The following is a 26,989-nucleotide window of genomic DNA, read 5'->3' as shown; positions in this document are numbered from 1 at the left end:
TTTTCTATCACCTGAATTTCAAAAAAAGAGCTGCCGTTCTAAACTTGGCTAAAGTTTACCAAAAGGGTTCATCCTGGCAAATCACTAATTTTAAACTCTGCTTATAATGCAAAACATAAAATTTCATTTAGTTTACCAAACAATTATTTTTTGATATTTTTCGATTTACAATTAATCCTTTCGAAAACAATATAGTCCTATAGGTGTTAATCTTCTATAAAAATGTAGCATTTTTTGTAGACGCAGCGTTTAAACAACAAATTAATTAAGGCATATTTGATATTATTGACTGAAAAACACAAAACAGATGAATAGCAAATATGTCTTTAAAAATCAAATAACAGTGATATGAAAAAAAAAGTATTTCAAGTAATGATGCTATTAGTAATTGCATTAGTATCCTCAACAACTATTAGTAAAGCGCAAATGGTTATCGACAAAATAGACTTAAGCATTTTTCCGAGCCCCGAAAAAGGATATAAGAAAATGGTGATTGAAGTTCCCTATTCAGAAAGCGATAAAAACAAAAAAATAGAATTTTCGGTAGGTAAATGGATGGAAGTAGATGAATGTAACTCCTTTAACCTATCGGGCACGTTGGAGAAAAAGGATCTTCAAGGCTGGGGTTATGACTATTATGTATTCAAAACAAATGGCAATGTTGCCAGCACCATGATGGCTTGTCCAAACAAAGAAAAAAGAAACCTTTTTGTTTCGGCACAACCGGAGACTGTACGTTACAATGGCCGAATGCCGATTGTGGTTTATGTACCGGAAGCTTATGATGTGCAGTTCAAAATCTACACAACGGATGGTGACACCTACCGTGCAGCAGAGGTAAGAACAAAAAAGTAAACCGCTACAGCGATATACTGACTAAAACAAATCACAATGCAATAAAAAAGCCCTCGAACAATGTTCGGGGGCTTTTCTGTTATCGCTTTTCGCTATTGACTATTGAAATTTCTTCGCGTTTACTTTACGCTCGTTTTCAGTCAAATAGATTTTACGTAGACGCATTGATTGCGGTGTCACCTCAATATACTCATCAGCTTGAATATACTCCATACATTCTTCCAAGGAGAATTTGATTGCTGGTGCAATACGTACGTTGTCGTCAGAACCAGAAGCACGCATATTTGTCAACTGTTTTCCTTTGGTAACGTTGATCGTTAAATCATTGTCACGGATATGTTCACCTAAAATTTGTCCTTCATATACATCCACACCTGGATCTACGAAGAAACGACCACGGTCTTGTAACTTATCGATGGAGTATGCTGTTGTTGAACCTGTATCCAAAGAGATCAATACACCAGCCAAACGACCAGGAATTGTACCTTTCCAAGGCTCGTAACCTTTCAAACGGTGTGCCATAACAGCTTCACCAGCTGTTGCTGTCAATACGTTGTTACGTAAACCGATGATACCGCGAGAAGGGATAGAGAACTCAAGATGTTGCATATCTCCTCTAGCTTCCATAATCAACAACTCACCTTTACGTTGGGTCACCAACTCAATTACTTTTCCTGACACATCAGAAGGAACGTCAACAACAAGTTCTTCGATTGGCTCACATTTTTGACCATCAATTTCTTTGATGATAACTTGTGGCTGGCCTACTTGCAATTCATAACCTTCACGACGCATTGTTTCGATCAATACCGACAAGTGAAGGATACCACGTCCGTATACCAACCAAGCATCTGGAGATTCTGTAGGAACGACACGTAGTGCTAAGTTTTTCTCCAACTCTTTTTGTAAACGATCGTAGATGTTACGTGATGTTACCAATTTACCTTCTTTACCGAAGAAAGGAGAGTTATTGATGGTAAACAACATGTTCATTGTTGGTTCATCAATGCTGATAACTTCCAATTGCTCTGGATTTTCAAAATCTGCAATGGTATCACCGATATCGAAACCTTCGATACCTACTACGGCACAGATATCACCTGCATTTACTTCAGGCACTTTGATGCGGCCAAGACCTTCAAATACCTGTAGTTCTTTTACACGTGATTTCACAACTTTTCCGTCACGTTTCACCAAAGAAACCGGTTGGTTTTCCTTGATCGTACCACGCGCAACACGACCGATAGCGATACGTCCTACGAACGTCGAATAATCTAACGATGTTACCTGCATTTGCAAAGTACCTTCAGATACTTCTGGTGCAGGGATATATTTGATGATGGCTTCCAACAAGTCCGTGAAGTCTTCAGTACGATTTTTCCAATCTGTAGACATCCATCCCTGTTTTGAAGAACCGTACAATACTGGGAAGTCCAATTGCTCTTCAGTAGCACCTAAGTTGAAGAATAGGTCAAAAACATGTTCGTATACTTCTTCAGGACGACAGTTTTCTTTATCGACTTTATTGACAACGACGATAGGTTTGATACCTAATCCCAAAGCTTTACCTGTAACGAAACGTGTTTGAGGCATTGGTCCTTCGAAAGCATCGACCAATAGCACTACTCCATCAGCCATCTTCAATACACGCTCTACTTCACCACCGAAATCGGCGTGACCTGGGGTATCTATGATGTTGATTTTAACACCTTTATATGTTACTGATACGTTCTTAGATACAATAGTGATCCCGCGCTCACGCTCTAAATCATTATTGTCTAGGATTAATTCACCAGCATTTTCATTTTCTCTGAATTGATTGGTAAAATATAAAATTTTGTCTACAAGCGTAGTTTTACCGTGGTCGACGTGAGCGATGATCGCAATGTTTCTAATGTTTTGCATTGAGCAAGAATATTTTTATAAAATTTTAGGGTGCAAAGATAAACATTTTGCACCATAAAATTTATAACTATGTGTATTTTATTTAATTACACCTAATTCTTTACCTACTTTGGTAAAGGCGGCGATTGCTTTATCCAGGTGAGCAACTTCGTGTCCTGCCGAAATCTGTACACGGATACGGGCTTTTCCCTGAGGTACAACAGGATAGTAGAAACCAATCACATAAATTCCCTCGTCCAACATCTTGGATGCGAATTCTTGCGCCAATTTCGCGTCATAAAGCATTACAGGTACGATTGGGTGGAAACCTGGTTTGATATCAAATCCAGCAGCTGTCATTTTTTCACGGAAATAAGTTGTATTTGATTCCAATTTATCGCGCAATGCAGTTGTCTCACTCAGCATATCTAAAACCGCTACAGAAGCTCCTGCAATTGCTGGTGCCAGGGTATTAGAAAATAGGTATGGACGTGAACGCTGACGTAACAAATCGATGATTTCTTTTTTACCGGAAGTGAAACCACCGGAAGCACCGCCTAAGGCTTTGCCCAAAGTGCCCGTAATAATGTCTACACGATCGATAACATTGAAAAGCTCGTGTGTACCACGTCCCGTTGCACCGATAAATCCAGTACAGTGCGACTCATCGATCATCACTAGCGCCTGGTATTTATCCGCTAGATCACAGATCTGATCCAATGGAGCTACAGATCCATCCATCGAAAACGCGCCATCTGTAACAATGATTTTATGTCTAGCACCAGATGCAGCCTGCAATTGTGCTTCCAAATCAGCCATATCTGCATTTTTATAACGGAAACGTTGCGCTTTACATAAACGAACACCGTCAATGATAGAGGCGTGATTCAATTCGTCAGAAATTATAGCGTCTTCAGCACCAAATAAGGGTTCGAACACACCACCATTCGCGTCGAATGCTGCCGCATATAAAATAGTATCTTCTGTTCCGAGGAACTTTGAAATTTTTGCTTCTAATTCTTTATGCACATCTTGGGTTCCACAGATGAAACGTACGGATGACATTCCATAACCATGTGTATCAATCGCTTTCTTAGCTGCTTCGATTACTTTGGGGTGCGAAGACAGACCCAAATAATTGTTAGCACAAAAATTGACAACTTCCTGTCCTGTACTCACTTTGATGTCTGCTCCTTGAGGCGTAACGATTACACGCTCTTGTTTATACAATCCCGCTTCTTTGATTGCTTCCAATTCCTTTTCTAAAACTGGTTGTAATGTATTGTACATAATTCGATTTTATTTTTTTATACAATATTACAGTTTTTTCATTGGAATAAGTTGCTTTACCTTTCGAGAAAAGGGCTATTCACGGAGAATTCACCCCAAATCAATGATTTGGTAACATTAAACCGATTGCATAAAATTCCTTTTTCCAGCTGATTCGATTTCCTGCTGTCATCGATCCGCTTGCTGCCATCAATCCGCTTGCTGCCAAAGAACGGTCGTTACAGGGTCAGTCTATCGCACATACAGGCAGCTAGATAAATGAAGGGTTATTCGTAACGAAGCGCGTCGACGGGATCCAGTTTAGATGCTTTTGAGGCGGGGTAATAGCCCGATAGCATACCAACGAGTCCACATACCGCAAAACCCAAAATAATCGCTCCCCAAGGTATAATAAAGGATGTGCCGAGCTGTAGCGCCAGGATATTACCGATCAGGATACCAATAAAGATTCCGGCCACACCGCCGATCATACAGATCACGATGGCTTCCATCAAAAATTGTTTCCGTATAACACTCGGTGTTGCACCGATCGCCTTGCGTATGCCGATCTCCCGGGTACGTTCAGTAACCGAGACTAGCATAATGTTCATCAATCCGATTGAAGCACCCACAAGGGTTATAAAAGCAATCACCACGGCTCCCAAAGTAACCATGGCCATATTTTGCATCAGCATCTGGGCAACCGCATCTGATTTGGTGATTTCAAAATCATTGGACTGCCGTGATGTCAATCCGCGGATATTTCTAAAGACGATGGTAGCTTCGCCGATTGCGGCTTCCAATCGCATGGGATCATTGGAAGAAACAGTTATCACATAGGAGGGCTCGGTACCCTGCATCACTGCCCGGGCCTTGACCAGAGGAATAAAGCAGGCTCTATCCCCGCCCATCCCGGCAGAAGAACCTTTACTTTTTAAGACTCCTATCACCAAATAGCGGATATTGTTAACCGTAATAAACTGCCCTATTGGATCAATAATTTCGTTGAATAGCATTTTACTCACTTCACTACCGATGATAATCACGCCACTACCTGTTTCAACCTCCCGCGTAGAAAAATTACGGCCTTCGCTGATAACATACCCTGATGTCTGCAGATAATTTTCATCTGTTCCGATCAGGCCGATATTGGGGTTTGTTTTTTTGGATTGATATTTTGCGGTCGTATTCCAGCTTACATTGGCACTGATCGATGTCAGCGCATTAAAGTGAAAATCCTGTCTGAATCTTGCAGATTGTGCATAGGTGATATTAGCAAAGACTTTTGAGCGAGTCCCTTCATTACCGATCCGGACATTCAATCCCCGGTTGCGTATGTTGAAGGAATTTGACCCCATGGATGAAAAGGAATCTGTCAGTGAGTTTTTCATGGCATCGATCGAGGTCAATACTCCTATTAATGCCATCATCCCTATGGCAATGATCAGTGCTGTTAAAAATGTCCGCAGCTTATTCCCTACAATGGACTGTAGTGCAAGCTTGACATTTTCAACATAAGACATTTTTACGGCCATAGAGCTGGTATTTATAATTTGTAGGGATGAAAATACTGTAATTCCAGCACAAAACCAAAAAGGCAATTTACTTCCAAGAAATAAATTGCCTTTTGGATGGAATCTGACCTATCCATGCAAGCGGATTACATTGATTTTGTGGCCATTTCCTGCCTTAATTAATTCTTTTCCATGTCTCGGTACGTCCAAGCAAGCTCACACCGACATAGCCTCTTATATCAAGTTTATCTCCTTTTAAGGTCATCTTGCAGCTATACGTTTTACCCGATTTCGGATCGTAGATCTTTCCATCAACATAGGTATTGCCATCTTTATCAAAATTGGTCAAGATTTCGAGCCCTTGCACATTTCTGCTCTGCAATGCTTTATCTGGATTTTTTATATCTTTCTTGGGCTGACCGGCTTCATTATTTGGAAATTTCAGCCAATAGAGTTTTCCAAAAAACTTATCGCCTTTCTTGTAAATTTCAACACGACCTTCGCCGCTTGGGTTTTCCCACTTTCCGATAATGGGATCGGTCTGCGCAAATAATGCCACTGTAGTCAGCAGCATTATGAATGACATCATAATTTTCTTCATGGGTCTATTATTTTATGAACTTAATTCTTTCAATTTTGCCCGCTATTGGCGATCCGATCGCTTGCTTAAACGATGTAAGTACGGCTTTCAATTCTTTTCCACCATCGGCAATCGTCATACATAACACGCATAATCGTTGATGACCATACGGCTATAGCATGCATAGCTTCCGAATAAATATACAAAATATTTACTATGCTTGCATATATTTTTTATTCCAGTATTGCTATTTATCAATCAGCCCCAGTTATTAATACAAGTTAGCGGTCCATCCATCCATCCATCCATCCATCCATCCATCCATCCATCCATCCATCCATCCATCCATCCATCCATCCATCCATCCATCCATCCATCCATCCATCCATCCATCCATCCATCCATCCATCCATCCATCCATCCATCCATCCATCCATCCATCCATCCATCCATCCATCCATCTACCCCAAGATTTAAAAGCGATGATCTAAACAAAGTTTGGCATCGGGTTTGTACGACAAGTAATATATTATTACTTTATTTACTCTTTATAAATTAGCACATATTATGAAATTTATTATTAGTCTTTTACTTACTGGTCTGGTAGTCGCAATTGCTTGCTGGGTTGTTCCTGGTGCTGAAGTTGCTGGTTTCGGTTGGGCTATCGTTACGGGACTTGTCATTGGATTTGTCAACGCCACTGTGGGATCGATTTTAAGGTTATTCACTTTCCCATTGAATTGGCTTACCCTTGGTCTGGTTTCCTTTATTATTACCGTATTAATGGTCTTGTTGACCGATTCACTACTTGGTTCCAAATTTGATGTACATGGATTTTGGACCGCAGCGCTGTTTGCCATTGTCGTTGCCATATTGGAAATGATTATTGGCAGTATGTCAAAAGATTAAGAATACATTCATTACATAGCATAAGGGGCTGTCCAAAAAATTGGATAGCCCTTTTCACATTCCTCCACTGATATCATCTGCCAGTTGAAAACATATTTTTTACCGGTCAAATTCCTTTAAAATAGTCGTCTTTATGAATGAGTTTATCCCCATTTCCCTCGCTTTTTACCGCAGAATTCGCTAAATTTAATTCTCATAAAGAACCGCTGATATATGTGCGAACACAACCACGAGCATAGCCATGCCACACCGGAGCACTGTCTTACAACAAAGCAACAGCCTTGGTGGATTACCCAGCGTAAGCTCGTCATGGCTCTCGTCATCTTACTTACTTTACTCCTATTGAAATATGCGTTTAAGATCAGCCTTCCCTTTGGCATCAGTTTGACCTTAAATAGCGTTGCCTATCTTCTCGCGGGAATCCCCGTTATTCAAATGGCATTTCGCAAGGCAAGCCGTGGTGATATTTTTAATGAATTCTTTTTGATGACCGTTGCGACCCTAGGTGCATTTGCTATTGGAGAATTTGAAGAGGGTGTTGCGGTAATGGTATTCTACCAAATCGGAGAATGGTTTCAGGATACTGCCGTCGATAACGCCAAGAAATCAATCGAATCGCTATTGGATATCCGTCCCGATAAAGTAACGGTCCTGCGCAACGGGCAACAGCAGCAGGTAAATCCAAAAACCGTCACAATTGGCGAAATTATCCTTGTAAAAGCAGGCGAAAAAGTGGCGCTGGATGGTAAATTGAAAACGGAGAAAGCCGCATTTAATACCGCAGCATTGACTGGAGAGAGTAAACCCGATACAAAATATAGGGGTGAAGCTGTTTTTGCAGGTATGATTAATCTGGAAACGGTTGTTGAGATCGAGGTAACCAGTACATTTGAGGATAGCAAATTGAGCAAAATTCTCGAAATGGTACAGGATGCTACCGCACGGAAGTCCAAAACACAATTGTTTATCGCCAGATTTGCCAAAATATATGTTCCTATTATTTTCGGCCTCGCGCTTTTGGTTCTTATTTTACCCCTGTTTTTTGTTCAGGACTATAGTTTTAAGGAATGGTTCTACCGGAGTTTGGTCTTCTTGGTGATCAGCTGTCCCTGTGCCCTGGTTGTTTCGATTCCCTTGGGGTATTTTGGTGGTATAGGTTTAGCCTCCCGAAATGGCATACTATTTAAGGGCGGGAACTTCCTCGATTCCATCACCGCAGTCGATACCATTGTCATGGATAAAACGGGTACACTTACAGCGGGTGTATTTGAAGTAACGGAAGTTTTTGCTGTCCATGGAGATCCAACGGAATTACTGAGTTATGCTAAGGCTGTCGAGGCACATTCAACACATCCCATCGCAAAGGCGATCGCCAGTTATCATCCCGGCAGTCCCGCATTGCAAGCTGAGAAAATCCAGGAAATAGCAGGCCACGGACTCCTCGCCACTGTTAACGGAAAACGTACACTCGCAGGCAACAGCAAGTTACTGGACAAATTCAATATCAGCTATCCTGCAGAGCTAAGGCAAGTGGCCTACTCCATTGTAGTGCTTGCCATCGAAGATCAATATGCGGGTTATATCACTGTGGCGGATCGGATTAAGCCCGATGCCAAGGAAGTGATCCAAACCATGCGTGCTCAAGGTCTATACACCGTCATGCTATCTGGTGATAAGGCAGCTGTAGTAAATGAAGTTGCCAAAGAACTTGGGCTCGACAAAGCTTATGGGGACCTCCTTCCGGAAGATAAGGTAAATCATGTACAACAACTGATCGATCAAGGTCGCCACGTTGCCTTTGCCGGTGATGGCGTAAATGACGCACCAGTGGTTGCCTTAGCGCAGGTCGGCATCGCCATGGGGGGACTCGGAGCCGATGCAACCATCGAAACGGCTGATGTGGTGATCCAGAACGATGAACCCCACAAGATCCTGTCTGCGATCAAAATCGGTAAAATTACCCGAAGCATTGTTTGGCAGAACGTCATTCTCGCGATGGGGATCAAAATCATTGTTTTGGTTCTTGGTGCCGGTGGTGTTGCAACGCTCTGGGAAGCCGTTATCGCCGATGTTGGGGTAGCCCTTTTGGCTATTTTAAATGCCATTCGAATCCAGCAGAAAAAAGTCTAAAATAGAAGATACCCAAGAAATCTGGTCAACACCTGTAAAAATCGGATATCAGAAGTAAAGTAGTAGAATATCCCTAAAATTAAATAAAAGCGGGGCTGTCCAAAAGTTGAACAGCCCCGTTTCTTATGTTTCATCCCCGATCTAAATTAGATCACAGTGAGCAAGTTTAATCCCGCCAAGCTTTATACGCATTGATCAATCCATTTGTCGAAGAGTCATGACTCGTAACCGGATTGGCGTCGCTTAATTCCGGGAGGATTTGATTGGCCAATTGTTTACCGAGCTCGACACCCCATTGATCAAAACTATAAATATTCCAGATCACACCCTGGACAAAAATCTTATGCTCATACAATGCGATAAGTCGTCCTAAAGTGCGTGGCGTCATTTTTTTGAACAGGATGGAATTCGTTGGGCGATTACCTTCAAAAACTTTAAAGGCTTTCAGTGCTTCAATTTCCTGATCCGACTTTCCGGCTTTCTTAAATTCAGCAACCACTTCGGCCTCCGTTTTTCCATTCATCAAAGCCTCGGTCTGCGCAAAAAAGTTGGACAACAGCAATTGGTGATGGTTTCCGATCGGATTAAGACTATTGGCAGGTGCAATGAAATCACAAGGAATCAACTTGGTTCCCTGGTGAATCAACTGATAGAAGGCGTGCTGTCCGTTCGTACCAGGTTCACCCCAGATAATCGGTCCAGTCTGATAATCCACCTGTTGACCATTGCGATCAATATACTTACCGTTACTTTCCATATCCCCTTGTTGGAAATAAGCGGCAAAACGGTGTAGGTATTGATCGTAAGGAAGAATTGCGTGACTTTCCGCTTGGAAAAAATTATTGTACCATACACCGAGCAAAGCCAATATCACGGGAATATTGGATTCAAAGGATGTTTCCTTAAAATGAACATCCGCTTCATAGGCACCTTTCAACAGTTCCTCGAAATTATCGAAGCCTATTGCCAAACTGATTGAAAGACCTATTGCAGACCAAAGAGAATAACGTCCGCCCACCCAGTCCCAAAACTCAAACATATTTTGGGTATCTATTCCAAAGGCACGTACTGCTTCTGTATTGGTGCTCAATGCAGCAAAATGCTTAGCGACATCTTCCTGAAGGGCACCACTGGCCAGAAACCAATCTTTAGCGGTATGTGCATTGGCCATTGTCTCCTGTGTTGTAAAAGTTTTTGAAGCAATCAAAAACAAGGTTGTTTCAGGATCCACAGCTTTCAATGTTTCAGCAATGTGCGTACCGTCTACATTGGAAACAAAATGTACATTTAAACGTCTCTTATAAGCTTTTAATGCTTCTGTTACCATTACAGGGCCGAGATCTGAACCTCCGATACCGATATTAACCACATCGGTAATTCCTTTTCCTGTATATCCTTTCCACTGACCAGATAGAATCTCTTCGGTGAAAGTTCTCATGTGTGCCAATACTCGTTTAACATCAGGCATGACGTCCTTTCCATCCACATACACGGGTTGATCGGATTGGTTTCTCAAAGCAGTATGTAACACCGGTCTATTCTCGGTCACGTTGATCCGCTCGCCAGAGAACATCGCCGCTATCGCTTCTTCAAGACCACATTCTTTAGCCAGCTGTACCAAAAGCGTTTTGGTCTCTTCAGTGATCCGATTTTTGGAATAATCCAAAAGTATATCTTCGAAAGCGATCGAGAATTTTTCAAAACGTGCGGGATCTGCGGCGAAAAGTGTGCGTAAATCATTTTTTTCGCTATTGTTAGATAGACCTGATAAAGAACCAAAATGCTGTGCTAGATTCTTATAGGCCTCAGTCTTTGTAAAATTAATTTTTGGGAACATACTGTTTTTACTGAAATTAGTTGTTTTAAACATCAATAAGAGCCTTCCGTATTTCATTGTTACACATCGTGTAGATCCTTAAATGAAGGTTTATTCTGTTGACAATACCAAAACTAAAAAAAAAAGGTCAAATTATCTCTATTTGACCATCTATAGGACGCGAAGTTATTAAGATAGAAGCGCGAATTTATTAATTAAAATTTCTACTTTAGCGGATATGACAAAAGAACAAATTCAAGACTTGAGGGATCGTGTTACTTCCCTGAGGAGGCATCTTTGACATCGATGCACGCAAAGAAGAAATAGAAAGAGATCAAGCTATTACGCTTGAAGCAAGCTTTTGGGATGATTCCAAAGCTGCAGAAAAAATACTCTTGGCCATAAAAAACCAAAAGGTATGGACAGACCACTTCGACGAAGTTGCAGCGGCGGTTGAAGACGCCTATGTCATGTATGAATTCTTCCAATCTGGCGACGCGAGTGAAAAAGAAGTGGACGATCAATATAGAGTAGCTTTAGAGAAAGTCGAGGAGCTCGAGTTCAAAAACATGCTCAGTGCCGAAGAAGATCAACTGGATGCAATCTTACAGATTACAGCTGGTGCCGGAGGAACTGAAAGCTGTGACTGGGCAGCCATGCTGATGCGGATGTATATTATGTGGGGCGAGAAAAATGGATATCGAGTGACCGAACAAGATTCGCAGGAAGGTGATGTTGCAGGTATCAAGAGTGTAACGTTACAGATATCCGGAGATTTTGCTTATGGCTACCTGAAGGGCGAAAACGGTGTACACAGACTCGTTCGTATTTCTCCGTTTGATTCCAATGCAAAACGCCATACCTCGTTTGCTTCTGTTTATGTCTATCCTTTGATTGATGATAATATTGAGATTGATGTTAAGGATTCAGAAATCGAATGGGATACTTTCCGCTCGGGTGGTGCAGGAGGTCAGAACGTCAATAAAGTGGAAACAGCTGTTCGATTACACCACAAACCTACGGGCATTATTATTAAAAATCAGGAATCCAGATCGCAATTACAAAACAAAGAAAATGCGATGCGCTTATTGAAATCACAGTTATATGAGATTGAAATGCGTAAACGCCAGGAAGCTACCGCTGCTATTGAAGGAAACAAAAAGAAAATCGAATGGGGATCCCAAATTCGAAATTATGTCCTCCATCCTTACAAGTTAATTAAAGATTTACGGACCAATTACGAAACCTCCAATACACAAGCTGTCCTGGACGGCGATCTAAATGATTTTCTAAAAAATTATCTGATGGAATTTGGCGGATAAAGATCATTCCGAAACTTGATGATATTGAAGACGTCCCCCTTTGGAGGCGTCTTTTTTTTTGTACTATCCTTTGCTTTTTTTATTTGGCTTAAGCTGAATTTTTCCAACCTGCACATTGCCCCCTTTCCTACACAGTTTGTCGCAAAAACTGTCAATTTCTTTTAACAATCTGCATGCAAATGTTAAAAAACCTTAAAAGTCTATTGAATCGATCGTCGTTATATTTTGGCATAATTCCGTTACAATAAAACCACAAAACACTACAAATCAACAGATTATCCACCTGTGATTTGTATCAAGAACGTTACAATTAGAAGAGGTTGCTTATTTTTGGCACAAAATAAAGGCATGTGTTTTGCGTTTATGGAATCGTAATATTTTCATTACAAATGATATCACAAACGGTATCGAAGTAAATATTGAACGAAAGAATGTATATCTAAAATAGAACGGTTATGAATTACATGAAAGAAAACTCGATCGTATCCAAGCAGATGGCCAAACAATGGAAGCCTGCGGTATACGATGTAAATGCAGGAGAAAAGCGATCTGATCATACAGTGAGCAAAAACGAAGAAAGCAACTTTGGTCCAAAAGAATATGGTATTTTTGGAGCGACATTTTTTATACTATTTGCGTCGGTTTTTGGCGTATACATGCTTCAACCCGATTTCGATGCATTACGTTTCCAACGTTTAGACAGCATCGGTGGAACATTTTTAATTGCGTTGGGAATATTTCTAGCTGTTGTTGCTATCAGCTTTTTGATTTTTTTGATTGTACTGCATCGTAAATATAAACCCATCGCTTCTGTATCGGACGACGAGCTACCGACTTGTACGATTATCGTTCCAGCTTATAACGAAGGACAATTAGTTTATGATACCTTACATAGTTTGGCTAGCAGCGATTATCCGGAGAAGAAATTGCAGATCATTGCAATTGACGACGGTAGTAAAGATAATACCTTTGCCTGGATACAACGTGCTAAAATGGAATTGGGCGATCGTGTTGAAATTTATCAGCAGCCCAAGAATATGGGTAAGAGACATGCCTTGTACCGTGGATTTAAGTTAGGTACGGGAGAGATTTTCATCACGGTTGATAGTGACTCGATTGTTAAAAAGGATACCATACGTAATATGGCGAGTCCATTTGTAACAAACAAGGAATGTGGAGCAGTTGCGGGTAATGTGCGTGTATTGAATACTAAAAAAGCGATTATACCTCGTATGTTAAATGTGAGCTTCGTATTCAGCTTTGAGTTTGTACGTTCTGCACAAAGTATGTTGGGTACGGTAATGTGTACACCGGGAGCATTATCTGGCTATCGTAAAGAGGCTGTCATGAACTGTTTGGAAGATTGGATTAACCAGACTTTTATGGGACAACCGTCTGATATCGGTGAAGATCGGGCGATGACCAATATGATCCTGAAACAGGGGTATCATGTTTTATTTCAATCTAACGCATACGTTTATACCGACACACCTGTACGTTACAAAAATCTGTACAAGATGTTTATCCGTTGGGAACGAAGCAACGTGCGTGAAAACATTGCGATGAGTCAATTTGCATTTAAGAATTTCCGTCAGGGACCTAAATGGGGAGCACGTATCTTATTGCTTATGCAATGGAAAAAAGTGTTATTGTCTTATCCGATGATGTTACTGATGTTATGGACCGTATTTCATTATCCACTGATGTTCTTAAGCTCAACATTGGTCGGTATCTTAATATTTTCCAGCATTCAGGCCTATTTCTTTGCTTCCAAAAACTCGGATGCCAAAGAAGCTTTTTGGGCGTATAGTTACAGTATATTTTATGCTTTCAGCTTATTCTGGATTACACCGTATGCTATAGCGACAGCTGGACGCAGAGGTTGGTTGACAAGGGGTTAAATGATAAGATCATGCGGCGGTTTTCCTGTTACTTTATATGATCAGCAACAGGAAAACCGCCGTTTTTTTTTATTAAAAATCCTATGCAATCGTTTGATTAAAAAAAACATTATCATATGTTTTGTTTTTAATACTAACTTAACACCACAATTATAAATTTGGCCTAAAATAAACTAAGGGAGTACACAAATTGCGGTAATTATGGAACAGTTAGATGACACCGTGCTATTCGTTGGGATTCAAGCCAATGACCGTCATGCTTTTTCGGAATTAGTCAATCGCTATTCTGCTATACTTTTTCGATTTATACAGCGCCGTGTTTCCTGTGTTGAAGATTGTGAAGATATCCTACAGGAGGTATTTGTCGCCCTTTGGAACAATAGGCACAAAATCAGCATTGAATCTTCGCTTTATCCGTATCTTTTTAAAACAGCCAAATACAAAATCATCGACTGGACCATTCATGAACAAAGGAAAGTTGTCCGCGCTGAGAGCCTCTCCCATACCTTTCAAACACAAGCTTTAACCACGACATCTGAAGAAGAACTATTGGCAAAGGAACTCGCTCTACTTATCGAACAAGAAATTGACAAGATGCCTTCAACAATGCGGTCTGCTTTCTCGCTTAGCAGAAAAGAATCCATGTCTATTAAAGATATCGCGACGGAGCTTGCACTATCGGAACAAACCGTAAAAAACAATATCTCCCTAGCTTTAGGCTGGCTCAAGCTCCGATTTAAATAATACCGCTATACCAACTTCTCTTATGTGATCTCATTTTCCATTAGCCTCATAATTTAAATCAACTGGAATACAGTATTTTATATTTTTTTTGATTTTTCTTCGGTACTTCTCTTCACATAAGGAGATTATAGGTTTGTATGAAGGAACAAGAATCATCAGATCAAGCCAAAGCCTTGCTTAAAAAATACTTGGAAGGCCAATGTACAGCTGCGGAAGAACAACAGGTACTCCGTTGGTTCTACACATTGGATCAATCCGATAAAGACCAATCTCAGGAAGAGCGGCCAGCGGGCGAAATTCCGCCCCACCTAGCGTCGCGCATCAATACAAGATTGGATGCTCAGCTATTTGATGAACCTGTACCTATCAAACGACTGACTTGGATACGATCTACATGGATGGTTGCTGCCACACTTATCGCCATTTCGGGATTTAGCTTCTGGTTCTATCAGAAATTATCTTCAAAAGCCGAGATACCGCTTACATTAGCGGCTGAGGTTCATTCCCACAACAAGACTTTTCACAATGATATCCTTCCAGGGGGGCATTATGCAAAACTAATAACACCGACAGGAAAAGAGCAGCAGCTCGCTGATCCATTTGTTCAGCAGCATAATTCGACGACGGAAATAGCGGGTAAAAATTTCCGGGTTGATGTGCCAAAGGCCGGTACCTATATGGTCATTTTAGAAGATGGTACAAAAGTATGGCTCAATTCGCTCACACAGCTTTCTTACCCAACACATTTCGAAGCAGATCAACGTCAAGTTACATTAACGGGAGAAGCTTATTTTAAAGTCGCGAAGGATGCCAGCCGACCTTTCCGCATCCATGCCAATGGCACAACGATCGAGGTCCTGGGAACCACATTCAATGTCAACGCTTATCAAAATGAAGTGTCCACATCACTCGTAGAGGGAAGTGTAAAAGTCCTTAAAGAGGGTAAGCAGACCATTATTAAACCCGGTGAGCAAGCGACAACATTGGCAAATGATATTCAGGTCAAAGTAAGTGATCTAGCAAAAAATACCGCATGGCAGCGCGAAGAATTTTATTTCGACGGCAACAATTTCAACGATATCACGCAGCAAATTGCACGTTGGTATAATGTTGAGTTTATAAATATCGAAGCCATCAATACCCCTTCTACGTATAGAGGCTCCATTAGCAGAAACAGTAAGCTTTCGGAAGTTTTAGAAATCCTGGCTTTAGCGACAGGGCGAAAATTCGACATTAACGGAAGGAAAGTAATAGTACAATGAAATTGATTATCTACCTTAAAAATTTATCTATGGCATAAACCTCGACTTATCGCCTGGCAATAACAAAAGAAGGGGATGTTGACGCATCCCCAGTTAAATCCAAGGCTTATTTTACTGATTACCAACAGAAATTTAAAACCTCAAAAATCATTCTAATTTATGAATTTTTTTTCTCCAATGAAAAGGCAGGAGAAAACACGGGAATTCCGGGTGCCTCCAGCCTTTAAAACTTTATGTATGATAAAGTTAAGCACTCTTTCTTTGCTTTCCCTTGCTTTGGGAGCACATGCTTCGGGAACTGCACAAACAGTCAATCTCTCCTTAAAAAAAGTAAAGGTTGAAAAAGTCTTACAAGAAATTTCTAAGCAAACCGACTTGCGATTTTTTTATGATGAAAAACTGCTGAATAATCTGCAGCCTATCAGTGTGGATGCAAATCACGCTTCCATTTCGCAAGTGCTCTCCAAAGCACTGAAAGGACAGAATCTAAGCTTTCAGATTCTCAACAACACCATCGTAATTTCCGAAAAACAACGTACAGATATCGAAATTACAGGTACAGTTCGCGATGCACAATCAGTACTTGCCGGTGTAACGGTATCTGTGGAAGGAAATTCTGCATTATCTACAAAAACAGATGCCAACGGACACTTTTCGCTCCGTATACCCGAGAAAGCGGTGCTGACATTTCAGTATATGGGCTACACAACCGAGCGTATACCGGTGGGGAACCAACGCACATTGAATGTCACTTTACAAACGAGCACATCACAATTGGATGAGGTGGTGGTCGTTGGTTATGGTACACAACGAAAAATCAATTTAACGGGCGCTGTTGATCAGATTTCTGCCAAAGAAATTGAAAATCGACCAGTTACCAATTTAGGTGCTGCCTTGCAGGGATTGATCCCCAACTTGAACATCACCAATGCCAGTGGTAACCCTTCGCAAAGTGCAAAATTCAATATTCGGGGTATTACTTCAATCAATGGCGGAGAGCCGCTTATATTAGTAGACAACATTCCTGTTACCGGTGATGAGCTCGCAAGACTCAATCCAAATGATTTTGAAAATGTATCGGTGTTAAAAGATGCGGCCTCAGCTGCTATCTATGGCGCCCGTGGCGCATTCGGTGTAGTTCTTGTAACAACCAAATCTGCAAAGTCCGAAAAACTTCAAGTGAATGTAGGGATGAGCACCCAATGGCGCACCACAGGTAAATTGCCTGAAATTGTCACAGATCCGCTTACCGTGATGCAATATAAACACGATGCAGCTTACCCATTATATGATTTATATCCGGATGCCGTACGTGAATATGCGAAAAAGCTTCAGCAGGACCCGAGTTTACCGAACACGATCCTAGACCCTACAAACCCAGAGAAATGGGCGTACTATGGTCAAACTGACTGGATGAAGGAAGCCTATAAAAAATTGGCTCCAACCAATACGCTTAACTTGAGCTTGGGTAAAAGAACGGACAAATTAAGCTACTTATTTTCCGGTGAATACTATAAGCTCGACGGGGCCCTAAAATATGGGAATGACAAACTTAACCGTTATAATGTCCGCAACAAAATGGATATGCAAGTCACTCCTTGGTTGAACTTCGGAAATAATACGATATTAACAAGCCGACAATATGAAGCGCCTGTTTTTATGAGCGGAGATTTCTTCTGGAATGTGAACCGCACCCCGTCTTTGGATGTTCCTAAAAATCCGGACGGTAGCTGGACCCAATCAGGGGCTAGTTTATTAGGACTATTACAAGAAGGAGGACGAAGAAAAGAAAACATCAACGAGTTCCAAACGACATTCAATGCCAAAGCAGATCTGATCAAAAACATATGGACAGCCAATGCAGATGTTACTTTCCGTCGTTCTTTCGGTGTAATCGATGGTTATAATCGTCCTGTACAGTACAAGACGGGGCCGAATGCTACGCCTCAATATGCTGGTGGAACTGTACCTTCCGCATACAAACAGCAGGAAAACACCCGATATGATGTAATCAACGTGTATACACAATATACACAACAGTTTAATGACCACCATGTCAGCGCCCTAGTCGGTTATAACCAAGAATATCGGAATACCGAAAAGAATTACGCGCTTAAAAATGGCCTTTATTCTGCTGATATACCATCCATCGGTTTAGGTAGTGGAGCGACAACCGTTACCCATAGTATCGACGATTATGCACTGCAAGGTATATTTTATCGTCTAAACTATGATTATAAAGGGCGCTACCTCATTGAATCAAATGGCCGCCTGGACGGTTCTTCACGCTTTCCAAAGGGTGACCGCTGGGGATTTTTCCCATCGGTATCTGCGGGATGGGTACTTTCTGAAGAGCAGTTCTTTAGCCCGCTCAAATCTGCGATCAACTTCTTAAAACTTCGGGGTTCTTATGGACAATTGGGCAACCAGACTGTCTATGATAATAATATGAATCCGCTAAGTTATCCTTATTTGCCATCTATGGCAGTCGATAATGGTATTCCTCGCGTTATTGAAGGCAATCGTCCGATCTCCCTTAATCCACCATTAGTCGTGGCCAAGTCCTTAACCTGGGAACGTATTTCAACAATCAACGGCGGTATTGACCTTACTGTACTCAACAACCGTCTGAATACGACATTTGATATTTACAAACGTACCAACGAGGGAATGCTGATCCCAGGAAGAACGCTTCCCGGGGCTTTTGGAGCTGACGCGCCGAACTTCAATGCGGCCGACATGAAGACAAATGGTTGGGATTTACGCATTAGCTGGAAAGATAAGTTCGACCTAGCTGGATCGCCATTCCATTACAACGCCACATTTACACTGGCAAACAGCAAAGCTACCATTACCAAATTTGATAACCCAACGGGCGATATCAGGCAACATTATGCCGGACAGCGCATCGGTGAGATATGGGGTCTTCAAGCAGATGGTTTCTTCCAAAATGAGGATGAGCTAGCTAAACTGAACCAAACCGACGTAGGAACGGACGATCAACAATATAAATTCTATGTTGGAGACATTAAGTTCAAGGATATCGCTGGAGGGCCAGATGGAGGACCTGACGGAAAGATCACCAAAGGAAAACAAACGCTTGCTGACCATGGTGACCTCAAAATTCTAGGTAACTCTGAAGTTCAATATCCATATAGCTTTGACCTATCAGGGTCATGGAAAGGTTTTGACCTACGTGTATTTCTTCAAGGTGTCGGAAAAAGAGACTGGTATCCACCGGGCAGCCAAATCTATTTCTGGGGAATTTATGCACAACCCTGGACGAATGTGACCAAGCAAAACTTAGACCACTGGACTCCAGATAACAGAGATGGGTACTTTCCACGGATAAAATCGTACAGTGCAGAAGATACCGGAGAAGAGCTCGGCATGCCGAATACACGTTACTTGCAGAACGCAGCCTATTTAAGGGTAAAAAACATCACTTTCGGCTATAGCCTTTCGCAGAATTTCACGAAAAGAATTGGCTTACAGGCCGTGCGCTTCTATGTAAGTGGTGAAAATCTATTTGAACGCTCAGGGCTTAAAGTAAGCATAGACCCAGAAGCTTTAGGAAGCACTCGAGTATATCCTTTCCAACGCACGTATGCATTTGGATTAAATGTTAAGTTTTAATACGCATATTCATGAAAATATTTCACTATACTACACTAGCATTGTCTTTGTCACTACTGACAATAAGCTGTAATAAAGACTTTTTGGATCGTAGCAACAAGACTGCTGTGACAGATCAAAATTTCTTTAAAACGCCTGAAGATCTCAAAACCTATACCAATGGCTTTTATCGATTTATGGGCGCATCATATGACGACATCTTCTCAGATAATATCGGTGGATTCACAGGAAGCAGCTCAACCAACAATATGCTCCGTGGTACGCTAACACAAGGTAACGCATCTGGTTGGTCCGATGAATGGAAAAATTTACGCCGCATCAACTATATGATGGATCACCTTGGTACTGTAACCGGCGATCAGGCACAAATAGACCATTATGTTGGCATCGCCCGTTTCTTTCGTGCCTACATCTACTTTAATTTAGTGCGCGATTACAACAATGTTCCTTGGTATGACACGGCTTTGGGTGCTGAGGACGAAGCGATGTACAAGGACCAGGATTCGCGCGAGGTTGTTGTTAAACATATGATGGAGGATCTTGAATTTGCCGCAGCCCATATCAGAGAAGATAAAGTGGCCGGTAATTTCAAAGAACGTGTAACACAAGGCGCTGCATTAACACTGTTAGCTCGCATTGCCTTGCACGAAGGAACATTCCGTAAATACCACGAGGAGTTGAATTTACAAGCTACGGCAGATGAGTTCTTAAAAAGAGCAGCTTCAGCCTCTCAAGAAGTTATCAATTCTGGGAAATACAAAATTCATAACACCGGCGCCAAAGAAGTTGACTTTAGAACATTGTTCAGCAGCAACAATCTATCGTCGAATACAGAAGCGATTTTTATCCAAAAGAATGACCGTTCACTGGGTATAGCAAACAATTCACACACGGTATTGGACTGGCAATGGGCGTTAAGCGGAGAATTAATGGAAGAATTTCTAACAGCTGACGGGAAATCCTTTACATCAACTCCGGATTACAAAACGAAAACCTTTACGCAAATATTTCAGAACAGGGATCCTCGCCTGGCTGAAACCATTATGCCTGCCGGATTTAAAACGGATCCGAATAATCCTACGCCTTATTTAATAAAACCTAGTTTTGGCGGATATCTACAGATTAAATTCTACCCTAGAGATCCTGCACTTCGCGGTGGCTGGGTAGCAAACTACACCGATCTTCCTATTATGCGTTATGCTGAAGTATTGCTTATCAATGCCGAAGCTAAAGCCGAATTGGGCACGCTTACACAAGCTGATTTGGATGCAACCGTGAATGTTTTACGTGGGCGAGTCGGTGTACCAGCGTTACAGTTAGCAACAGCCAATGCACAGGTAGATCCTGTTCTTGCGGCGCGCTATCCAAACGCTCAAGGAGCCAATAAAGGAGCCTTGTTAGAAATCCGTCGTGAGCGCCGTGTCGAGCTTGCCTGTGAAGGTTTCCGTTTCAACGATGTGCTCCGTTGGAAAACTGGCGACCTACTGGCGGTTGCGCCGCATGGAATCTACGTACCTGCATTAGGTGCCATGGACGTTACCGGTGATGGAAATCCGGATATTGCCATTCTTGAAAATGAGAAAGCAACAGGTCCAATCGACCAGTTACCAGATGCTGTAAAAACCAAACTCGTAAAATATTACCTCGATGGGGGCGCATTTTACCTCAGCAATGGTACTTCGGGATATATTATGATGACTGTTGACCAAAAAAATAAGCGGTCATTTGTCTCGCCAAAATACTATTACAAACCAATCCCATTGGGACAAATAACATTGAATCCTAATCTAAAACAAGTTTTTGGATGGGATAAATAGTTAATAACCTTCACTTTTTGCTAGCTCTGAAACCGGAGCTAGCTTTTTTATTTAAACAACATGAAATTATTCCAATTACTTGCCTGCTGTCTTCTTCCAATTCCTGCCCTTTTTGCCCAACAACGCGTCGGTCGGGTTTATGAAGATCAGAATGCGAATAACCTGTTCGAACAGAACGAAAACCTGCTCGGTGGAATCACAGTATCCGATGGCTATGACGTGGTAAAAAGCAATAGCGACGGAACGTATACGCTGCCCCATAATCCCAACGCCCGCTTTTTGTCTGTCACTGTCCCGAGTGGCTACAAGGCAACCAAAACACATTACATTCCATTGCGTGCGGATGTCAAAAATCTGGACTTCGCTTTAGTTAAAGATGCGGTTCAACAAAACGATTTTCTACGGTTTATCCAAATCACCGATACAGAAACACCTTTATACGGACCTTGGATTGATAATGTCAGAAACTACGCCAAACAACAGCGTGCAAGTCTGATCATGCATACCGGAGATATCTGCTATGAGCCAGGCATGCTTTTTCATGCCAAGCAGGTGAACAGTGAACTCATGGGCAGACCGACTTATTATACGGTCGGAAATCATGACCTTGTCAAAGGTGAATATGGCGAGAAGCTATTTGAAGATCTTTTTGGCCCGACCTATTACTCATTTGATGCAGGGCCCGCTCACTTCGTCGTTACGCCAATGCCAAATGGAGATTATAAACCTAGCTACACTGCTGATCAGATCATCGCCTGGCTCAAAAAAGATCTAGCTGCCATGGATAAATCCAAGCCGTTGATCTTTATAAACCATGACTTCTTTGTAGGTCCTGACTTTGTACTTAAAGGAGAAAAAGAACAGATTGATTTAAAACAATATAACCTTAAAGCCTGGTTCTATGGACACTGGCACAACAATTTTGTCTTCAAACAAAATGGTGTCTATGTCGTTTGTTCCAATGCCCCCAACAAAGGTGGTATTGATAATTCTGCCGCACAGTTTGTTGTCGTCGATATTGACAAACAAGGAATCAAGAATATCAAGCCGATCTACACAAACTTACGTGACCACATCCAGTTGGTTCTGCCCGTGCTCAATCAGCCGTTAAATGCAGACCAAACACTGCCTATACTGGTCAACGCCTACGATAGTGAGCGACAAATACAGGGTGTAGACCTCACGGTATACGCGCATGATACCGGAAATCGCATAAGCTCGGTTCCGTTGAAAGCCGCAGGAGATTGGACATGGCAAGCAAATGTCCCTTTCAAAAAACAAAATCAAAAGGGACAATACGATGCACTTATCACCGTTCGCTACGAGAATGGCGAACAGACTTTAAAGAAAGAAAAGTTTAGTCTCGCGCCAGCAGAAAATGATAAGATCAAACTACAGTGGTCCACATCAGTCAATGGAAATATCTGGAAGACAAGTCCATTGGTTGTTGGCGACAAACTTTTTATAGCCACAATGGATGATGGTTTAGGAACCAATCACGCGATCAAAGCCCTGGATAAACGTAGCGGGAAAGTATTGTGGTCTCTGCCAACGATAAATTCTATTAAGCATAGATTGCGTTTCAGCGACGGCATATTATTGGCTACGGATGTTGAAACCAATGTTTATGCCATTGATGCAAATACAGGCAAAGTCCTCTGGACAAAGAAACCTTCGGCTCCAAGTCTCCCGACCTTTGTTTCTGGTGCCGCTCTTGACAAGGACATTTATTATACCGGACTAGGAAAACGCATGTCTGCGATTGACATCCATACGGGTAAACCGTTATGGGAAGGTGTAGAACCTTCAGGGGGAGAAGCTACTCCGGCAGAGCTATCGGTTGTCGGTCAGGTTCTTTTAGCTGGATACAACTGGAATGCACTCTGTGCTTATGATATCCATACCGGAAAGCTCCTTTGGAAGCGTCAGGAAGATGGTTTACGTTTTAGAACTGGTGGGGTAACCGCTCAAAATGATTACATCTATACGACCGGCCTCAATGGCATCTTTAAGATCGATCTAAAAACAGGAGAAATCGTACAAAAGAGCATTAAAACCGACGATTTTAAGGTAATGACCGCACCAAAAATCGGTGACAACCTTTTGGTTATGCCAACTTCCACCAACGGAATCAAGGCGTATGATCTGCAGACTTTGGAAGAGAAGTGGCATTTTCCCACTGGAGAAGCGCTTGTCTATTCTTCGGCATACAGTAGTCCTGATAACCGTAAGCTGGTCGGCACAGTTGAATCGGCAGTTATTGAAGTCAAAGACAAGTTAGTGTTTGGTGCTTCAGACGGCTATGTCTATGTCCTTAATAAAGCGGGCAAACTCTTATCAAAATTCAACCTGGGTGCCCCTATATTTTCGGACATCACAGTGGATGGCAATTTGATTTATGTGGCTGATTTCGCCGGAAATGTTTCGTGCTTTAAACTCTAGTAGCTCTAAATAAAACAAGCGCGGATCTAACTTTCATTTAAGTTAGATCCACGCTTACTTTTTCTATTTTTACAAGCGAATGCACATTCCATTTCTGCTCGAGATTAACAAATCGTAGGACAGCTCTGTACCTCATCTTACCTAAAGTCAGCTACGGTTCCCAGTCTTTTATAACCGACAAAACATGTGCGTCAGTTTCTACAACTTACAACCAACTTACGCTACCAGTTTCAACGTCATAGTTCGCTCCGACAATCTTAATTTTACCCTCTTCTTCAAGTTTACGGAGCGTTGAACTCTGTCTGCGAATGTCACGGATCGCATGTTTAATGTTCTGTTGATTTAGCTTTTCAAGCAGCACACTATTTTTAGAAGAACGTTCTTCCCCCTGCTCGATCACTTCATTGATGATCGGATCAAAATGATTAATCAAATGATTTAGGTTGTCCATTCCCATGCCCTCGATCTGCGCAGCATCCAATCCTCCTTTTAATGCCCCACATTTGGTATGCCCCAAAACGACAACAAGCTTAGAACCAGCTACATTGCAACCAAACTCCATCGAACCCAAAATATCCTGATTGACAAAATTTCCGGCAATCCGGATGCTGAAGATATCACCCAATCCCTGATCAAATATAAGCTCCGCTGAGGTGCGGCTATCGATGCAGCTTAGCACTACCGCAAATGGCCACTGCCCTTCACGCGTAGCGTTCACCTGTTCGAGTAGATCGCGGTTAGCTTTCAGGTTATTAACAAAACGCTGGTTTCCTTCTTTCAAAAAGTCCAGTGCCTTCTGTGGTGTAATTGTTGATTGTGTTTCGTACGTATGTGCCTTCATAAAATTATATTATTTGGAATATTAAAGGTAAAATTAATACGTTACATTTATATTACCAACAAGACAAAATACGTGTAATAGCTTACATAGCCCCAGTGACTTCGTTGTTTGTGTAATAATCCATCCAAGCTTTAATTCTTCCGACAAACATTTTAAGATAATTTTCTGTCAAAAATATGTTGGACCAATCAAATCTCTGTGCCTGTACTCCAAGATAAAAAACAAAAATAGCAGCGCCTGCTTTTGGTATTAACCTGAGCTCTTTTTCAGATAAAGGTCTATTACTTTGGTATCCACGCAGGAAACTTTGGATTTTTAATTCATACTGCTCTTTATCTGATTCTATGAAAAACAGCTGTTTGCAGAAATATCCAACGTCTAAAATTTGCCATCCATTTCCACAAAAGTCAAAGTCAAAAATGGTAATCTCATGCTCGTCTGTAACGGCCATATTATCATACCAGATATCCATATGTATAATTCCGGTTTTTGTATTATCAAAATCTGAATTTTGAAAATTTCTGCCAAACCCCTCGATGAATTCCATTTCTGGCAACTTGTCTGAAAAGAATTGTTGTAAATACGCATAAGGTAGTTCTATAAGAGACTTCTTATTGTAAGACACACGGTTAATATTCTTGTTTTCGGTATAGTTGTGGATATTTGCCATTAGAGAACCTATCCTAAAACACGTTTCGATGTCCATAAATCGAATTTTCTCCCCTTGAGCAAAGGAAAAAAGTACAACGTATCTGATTCCTTCAGGCGCATTTATTTCTTGAATGAACCCTCCATCTTTATCTTCAATTGGAAAAGAAACACTTAAATTATTCTTCTTCAATGATTTCAAAAGTTCAAGTTCTTCAATAATTTCGGATTTTGACCGCCAATTATGACTATAAACGCGCAAAACGTATTTCGTTTCGGTGTTGGAAAGAAAATACGTGTGATTCATTCCTGTTCTGAATAAGGAACATTGGTATTTGTCGTCTAGGCCATATCTATTTATCACAAAATCGCCTAATTGTTTGGCAGAAAGAGTAGATGCTATAACAGGAAATGTTGTCATTTTTTTTTCGTTAAATTTATGATTTCGTTGATGAAGGTTGTTTTTTCGAGTACATACGAGCCCCGGTCATTTCCCTTTTTCAATTCTTTTAGGCTCTTTTTTATTTTAGTTATTTCTGGAATTATTAATCGAATCAAGGCTTTAAGCGAATCCTGTATTCCCCTACAACTTTTGTTTATGGCCCACTTCGTTTCTTGAAAGTTCCTATTGGTTTTGTAGATACTAAGACAAAAAAAGCTTGCAATATGAATTGCAAGCTTTTTTAAATTTTAATCTTTCGATCTGTAGCCCGTAGGGGAATCGAACCCTACTTGCATCAATCTATTTATCAATATTTTACAAACCTTCCATTTCCCTACTCATCGAATAACTCACTGGTTTGATATACATTTTAGCTGCAAGTACTTAGTTTGTAAATAACAAATTATCAATAATTTATTTTTCCGTTTCGTTGCTTTTTTCGGAAAAGAAACAACTTTCTTTAAATAATTGTTTGGAGAAAAGCTATAGTTGGATTCAAATGTCCTTCCTGAAGAAGCAAATCTAAATTTTGGCTTGTTAGGATTTTGATACACGAACTAATGAAATATCATTTCATTATTCACGGGTTTTTCCACAATATTAAATTTTAATATAACTACATTCAACTTATTTTCAGTCAGTTATAGCGTCCTCGATATTCTTCTTCCATTTTTTAAAAATCCAACTCATCCAAGTCCATTATGTGCAAAATATGTTATTTCAGAATTAGAAATTAATTTAATATAGTTTTTGCCCGTGTTTATATATCCAACAATTTCATTTTGAAGTCCAAACAATAGTGGTCTATAATCTGTAGCAAAACAAGCTATATCATCTCCACCATATGTATGATGTTCTTTAAATTTCGTATAAAAATAACCGATTTGAATCTAGGTTGAAATAATAAGAAAAAAGCTCTCTACAAATAGTATGGATACGTGGTTTACACGTAAAAATCAATAACAAAGAAACAGTTG

At 41.0% G+C, this 26,989-nt stretch carries 18 protein-coding genes; 10 read left to right on the top strand and 8 right to left on the bottom strand.

Features of this window, described 5'->3' with window-relative positions; translation table 11 throughout:
- Positions 1-348: 348 nt before the first annotated feature.
- Positions 349-855 (top strand): ecotin, encoded by a 507-nt coding sequence (locus AAH582_RS00550; RefSeq protein ID WP_343320915.1) that lies wholly within the window; start codon positions 349-351, stop codon positions 853-855.
- A 99-nt stretch (positions 856-954) separates the two neighbouring features.
- Here AAH582_RS00550 and typA read toward each other — a convergent pair whose 3' ends face one another.
- The 5 genes from typA to AAH582_RS00525 form a co-directional block, all read right to left on the bottom strand.
- On the bottom strand, positions 955-2,760 hold the full coding sequence (gene typA / locus AAH582_RS00545; RefSeq protein WP_046673762.1) for a translational GTPase TypA: 1,806 nt from the start codon (positions 2,758-2,760) through the stop codon (positions 955-957).
- Positions 2,761-2,838: 78 nt separating this feature from the next.
- Positions 2,839-4,029 (bottom strand): glycine C-acetyltransferase, encoded by a 1,191-nt coding sequence (gene kbl, locus AAH582_RS00540; protein ID WP_046673761.1) that lies wholly within the window; start codon positions 4,027-4,029, stop codon positions 2,839-2,841.
- 266 nt (positions 4,030-4,295) lie between these two features.
- On the bottom strand, positions 4,296-5,543 hold the full coding sequence (locus tag AAH582_RS00535; protein WP_343320914.1) for an ABC transporter permease: 1,248 nt from the start codon (positions 5,541-5,543) through the stop codon (positions 4,296-4,298).
- Positions 5,544-5,697: 154 nt separating this feature from the next.
- Positions 5,698-6,123, bottom strand: a complete 426-nt coding sequence (locus AAH582_RS00530) for a DUF2147 domain-containing protein (RefSeq protein ID WP_046673759.1) — start codon at positions 6,121-6,123, stop codon at positions 5,698-5,700.
- Between the two features lie 260 nt (positions 6,124-6,383).
- Entirely contained in the window at positions 6,384-6,563 is a 180-nt protein-coding gene (locus tag AAH582_RS00525; protein WP_343320913.1) for a hypothetical protein, read from the bottom strand.
- A gap of 106 nt (positions 6,564-6,669) precedes the next feature.
- Between AAH582_RS00525 and AAH582_RS00520 the strand changes: the two genes are divergently transcribed.
- Together AAH582_RS00520 and AAH582_RS00515 are read left to right on the top strand one after the other, a co-directional pair.
- Positions 6,670-7,011, top strand: coding sequence for a phage holin family protein (locus AAH582_RS00520; RefSeq protein WP_046672635.1), 342 nt, complete (start codon positions 6,670-6,672; stop codon positions 7,009-7,011).
- Positions 7,012-7,224: 213 nt separating this feature from the next.
- Complete coding sequence (locus tag AAH582_RS00515; RefSeq protein WP_343320912.1) at positions 7,225-9,141, top strand: heavy metal translocating P-type ATPase; 1,917 nt, start codon at positions 7,225-7,227, stop codon at positions 9,139-9,141.
- 166 nt (positions 9,142-9,307) lie between these two features.
- Here the strand turns inward: AAH582_RS00515 and pgi are convergent, their stop codons facing one another.
- Entirely contained in the window at positions 9,308-10,978 is a 1,671-nt protein-coding gene (gene pgi / locus AAH582_RS00510) for a glucose-6-phosphate isomerase (protein WP_343322374.1), read from the bottom strand.
- Between the two features lie 217 nt (positions 10,979-11,195).
- Between pgi and prfB the strand changes: the two genes are divergently transcribed.
- The 7 genes from prfB (at position 11,196) to AAH582_RS00475 (ending at position 24,081) form a co-directional block, all read left to right on the top strand.
- A protein-coding gene (gene prfB, locus AAH582_RS00505; RefSeq protein ID WP_112375267.1) for a peptide chain release factor 2 occupies positions 11,196-12,279 on the top strand; the annotation gives its coding sequence in 2 pieces (ribosomal slippage) (positions 11,196-11,255 and positions 11,257-12,279; 1,083 coding nt in all).
- 455 nt (positions 12,280-12,734) lie between these two features.
- The gene (locus AAH582_RS00500) at positions 12,735-14,180 is read left to right on the top strand and encodes a glycosyltransferase (RefSeq protein ID WP_197083982.1); all 1,446 of its coding nucleotides are present in this window, start codon (positions 12,735-12,737) and stop codon (positions 14,178-14,180) included.
- A gap of 201 nt (positions 14,181-14,381) precedes the next feature.
- Positions 14,382-14,924, top strand: coding sequence for an RNA polymerase sigma factor (locus tag AAH582_RS00495; RefSeq protein WP_343320911.1), 543 nt, complete (start codon positions 14,382-14,384; stop codon positions 14,922-14,924).
- Positions 14,925-15,061: 137 nt separating this feature from the next.
- A complete protein-coding gene (locus AAH582_RS00490) occupies positions 15,062-16,186 on the top strand; it encodes a FecR family protein (RefSeq protein WP_046672632.1) in 1,125 nt (374 codons plus the stop codon).
- Between the two features lie 237 nt (positions 16,187-16,423).
- The gene (locus AAH582_RS00485; RefSeq protein WP_343320910.1) at positions 16,424-19,822 is read left to right on the top strand and encodes a TonB-dependent receptor; all 3,399 of its coding nucleotides are present in this window, start codon (positions 16,424-16,426) and stop codon (positions 19,820-19,822) included.
- A gap of 11 nt (positions 19,823-19,833) precedes the next feature.
- Complete coding sequence (locus tag AAH582_RS00480) at positions 19,834-21,639, top strand: RagB/SusD family nutrient uptake outer membrane protein (RefSeq protein ID WP_046672630.1); 1,806 nt, start codon at positions 19,834-19,836, stop codon at positions 21,637-21,639.
- A 60-nt stretch (positions 21,640-21,699) separates the two neighbouring features.
- The gene (locus AAH582_RS00475; RefSeq protein ID WP_343320909.1) at positions 21,700-24,081 is read left to right on the top strand and encodes a PQQ-binding-like beta-propeller repeat protein; all 2,382 of its coding nucleotides are present in this window, start codon (positions 21,700-21,702) and stop codon (positions 24,079-24,081) included.
- A gap of 205 nt (positions 24,082-24,286) precedes the next feature.
- Here the strand turns inward: AAH582_RS00475 and AAH582_RS00470 are convergent, their stop codons facing one another.
- Both AAH582_RS00470 and AAH582_RS00465 read right to left on the bottom strand, forming a co-directional pair.
- A complete protein-coding gene (locus tag AAH582_RS00470) occupies positions 24,287-24,922 on the bottom strand; it encodes a carbonic anhydrase family protein (protein ID WP_046672629.1) in 636 nt (211 codons plus the stop codon).
- 82 nt (positions 24,923-25,004) lie between these two features.
- Positions 25,005-25,991, bottom strand: coding sequence for a phosphotransferase (locus AAH582_RS00465; RefSeq protein ID WP_046672628.1), 987 nt, complete (start codon positions 25,989-25,991; stop codon positions 25,005-25,007).
- Between the last annotated feature and the right edge of the window lie 998 nt (positions 25,992-26,989).

The organism is Sphingobacterium multivorum (assembly GCF_039511225.1).
Taxonomy (GTDB): Bacteria; Bacteroidota; Bacteroidia; order Sphingobacteriales; family Sphingobacteriaceae; genus Sphingobacterium.
The sequence above is the reverse complement of the archived record's forward strand: the minus strand, read 5'-3'. Positions and strand labels throughout refer to the sequence as shown.

Coding starts and splice junctions, on each gene's coding strand:
- AAH582_RS00550 (WP_343320915.1), top strand. CDS start 349: ATGAAAAAAAAAGTATTTCAAGTAATGATGCTATTAGTAATTGCATTA.
- typA (WP_046673762.1), bottom strand. CDS start 2,760: ATGCAAAACATTAGAAACATTGCGATCATCGCTCACGTCGACCACGGT.
- kbl (WP_046673761.1), bottom strand. CDS start 4,029: ATGTACAATACATTACAACCAGTTTTAGAAAAGGAATTGGAAGCAATC.
- AAH582_RS00535 (WP_343320914.1), bottom strand. CDS start 5,543: ATGGCCGTAAAAATGTCTTATGTTGAAAATGTCAAGCTTGCACTACAG.
- AAH582_RS00530 (WP_046673759.1), bottom strand. CDS start 6,123: ATGAAGAAAATTATGATGTCATTCATAATGCTGCTGACTACAGTGGCA.
- AAH582_RS00525 (WP_343320913.1), bottom strand. CDS start 6,563: ATGGATGGATGGATGGATGGATGGATGGATGGATGGATGGATGGATGG.
- AAH582_RS00520 (WP_046672635.1), top strand. CDS start 6,670: ATGAAATTTATTATTAGTCTTTTACTTACTGGTCTGGTAGTCGCAATT.
- AAH582_RS00515 (WP_343320912.1), top strand. CDS start 7,225: ATGTGCGAACACAACCACGAGCATAGCCATGCCACACCGGAGCACTGT.
- pgi (WP_343322374.1), bottom strand. CDS start 10,978: ATGTTCCCAAAAATTAATTTTACAAAGACTGAGGCCTATAAGAATCTA.
- AAH582_RS00500 (WP_197083982.1), top strand. CDS start 12,735: ATGAATTACATGAAAGAAAACTCGATCGTATCCAAGCAGATGGCCAAA.
- AAH582_RS00495 (WP_343320911.1), top strand. CDS start 14,382: ATGGAACAGTTAGATGACACCGTGCTATTCGTTGGGATTCAAGCCAAT.
- AAH582_RS00490 (WP_046672632.1), top strand. CDS start 15,062: ATGAAGGAACAAGAATCATCAGATCAAGCCAAAGCCTTGCTTAAAAAA.
- AAH582_RS00485 (WP_343320910.1), top strand. CDS start 16,424: ATGATAAAGTTAAGCACTCTTTCTTTGCTTTCCCTTGCTTTGGGAGCA.
- AAH582_RS00480 (WP_046672630.1), top strand. CDS start 19,834: ATGAAAATATTTCACTATACTACACTAGCATTGTCTTTGTCACTACTG.
- AAH582_RS00475 (WP_343320909.1), top strand. CDS start 21,700: ATGAAATTATTCCAATTACTTGCCTGCTGTCTTCTTCCAATTCCTGCC.
- AAH582_RS00470 (WP_046672629.1), bottom strand. CDS start 24,922: ATGAAGGCACATACGTACGAAACACAATCAACAATTACACCACAGAAG.
- AAH582_RS00465 (WP_046672628.1), bottom strand. CDS start 25,991: ATGACAACATTTCCTGTTATAGCATCTACTCTTTCTGCCAAACAATTA.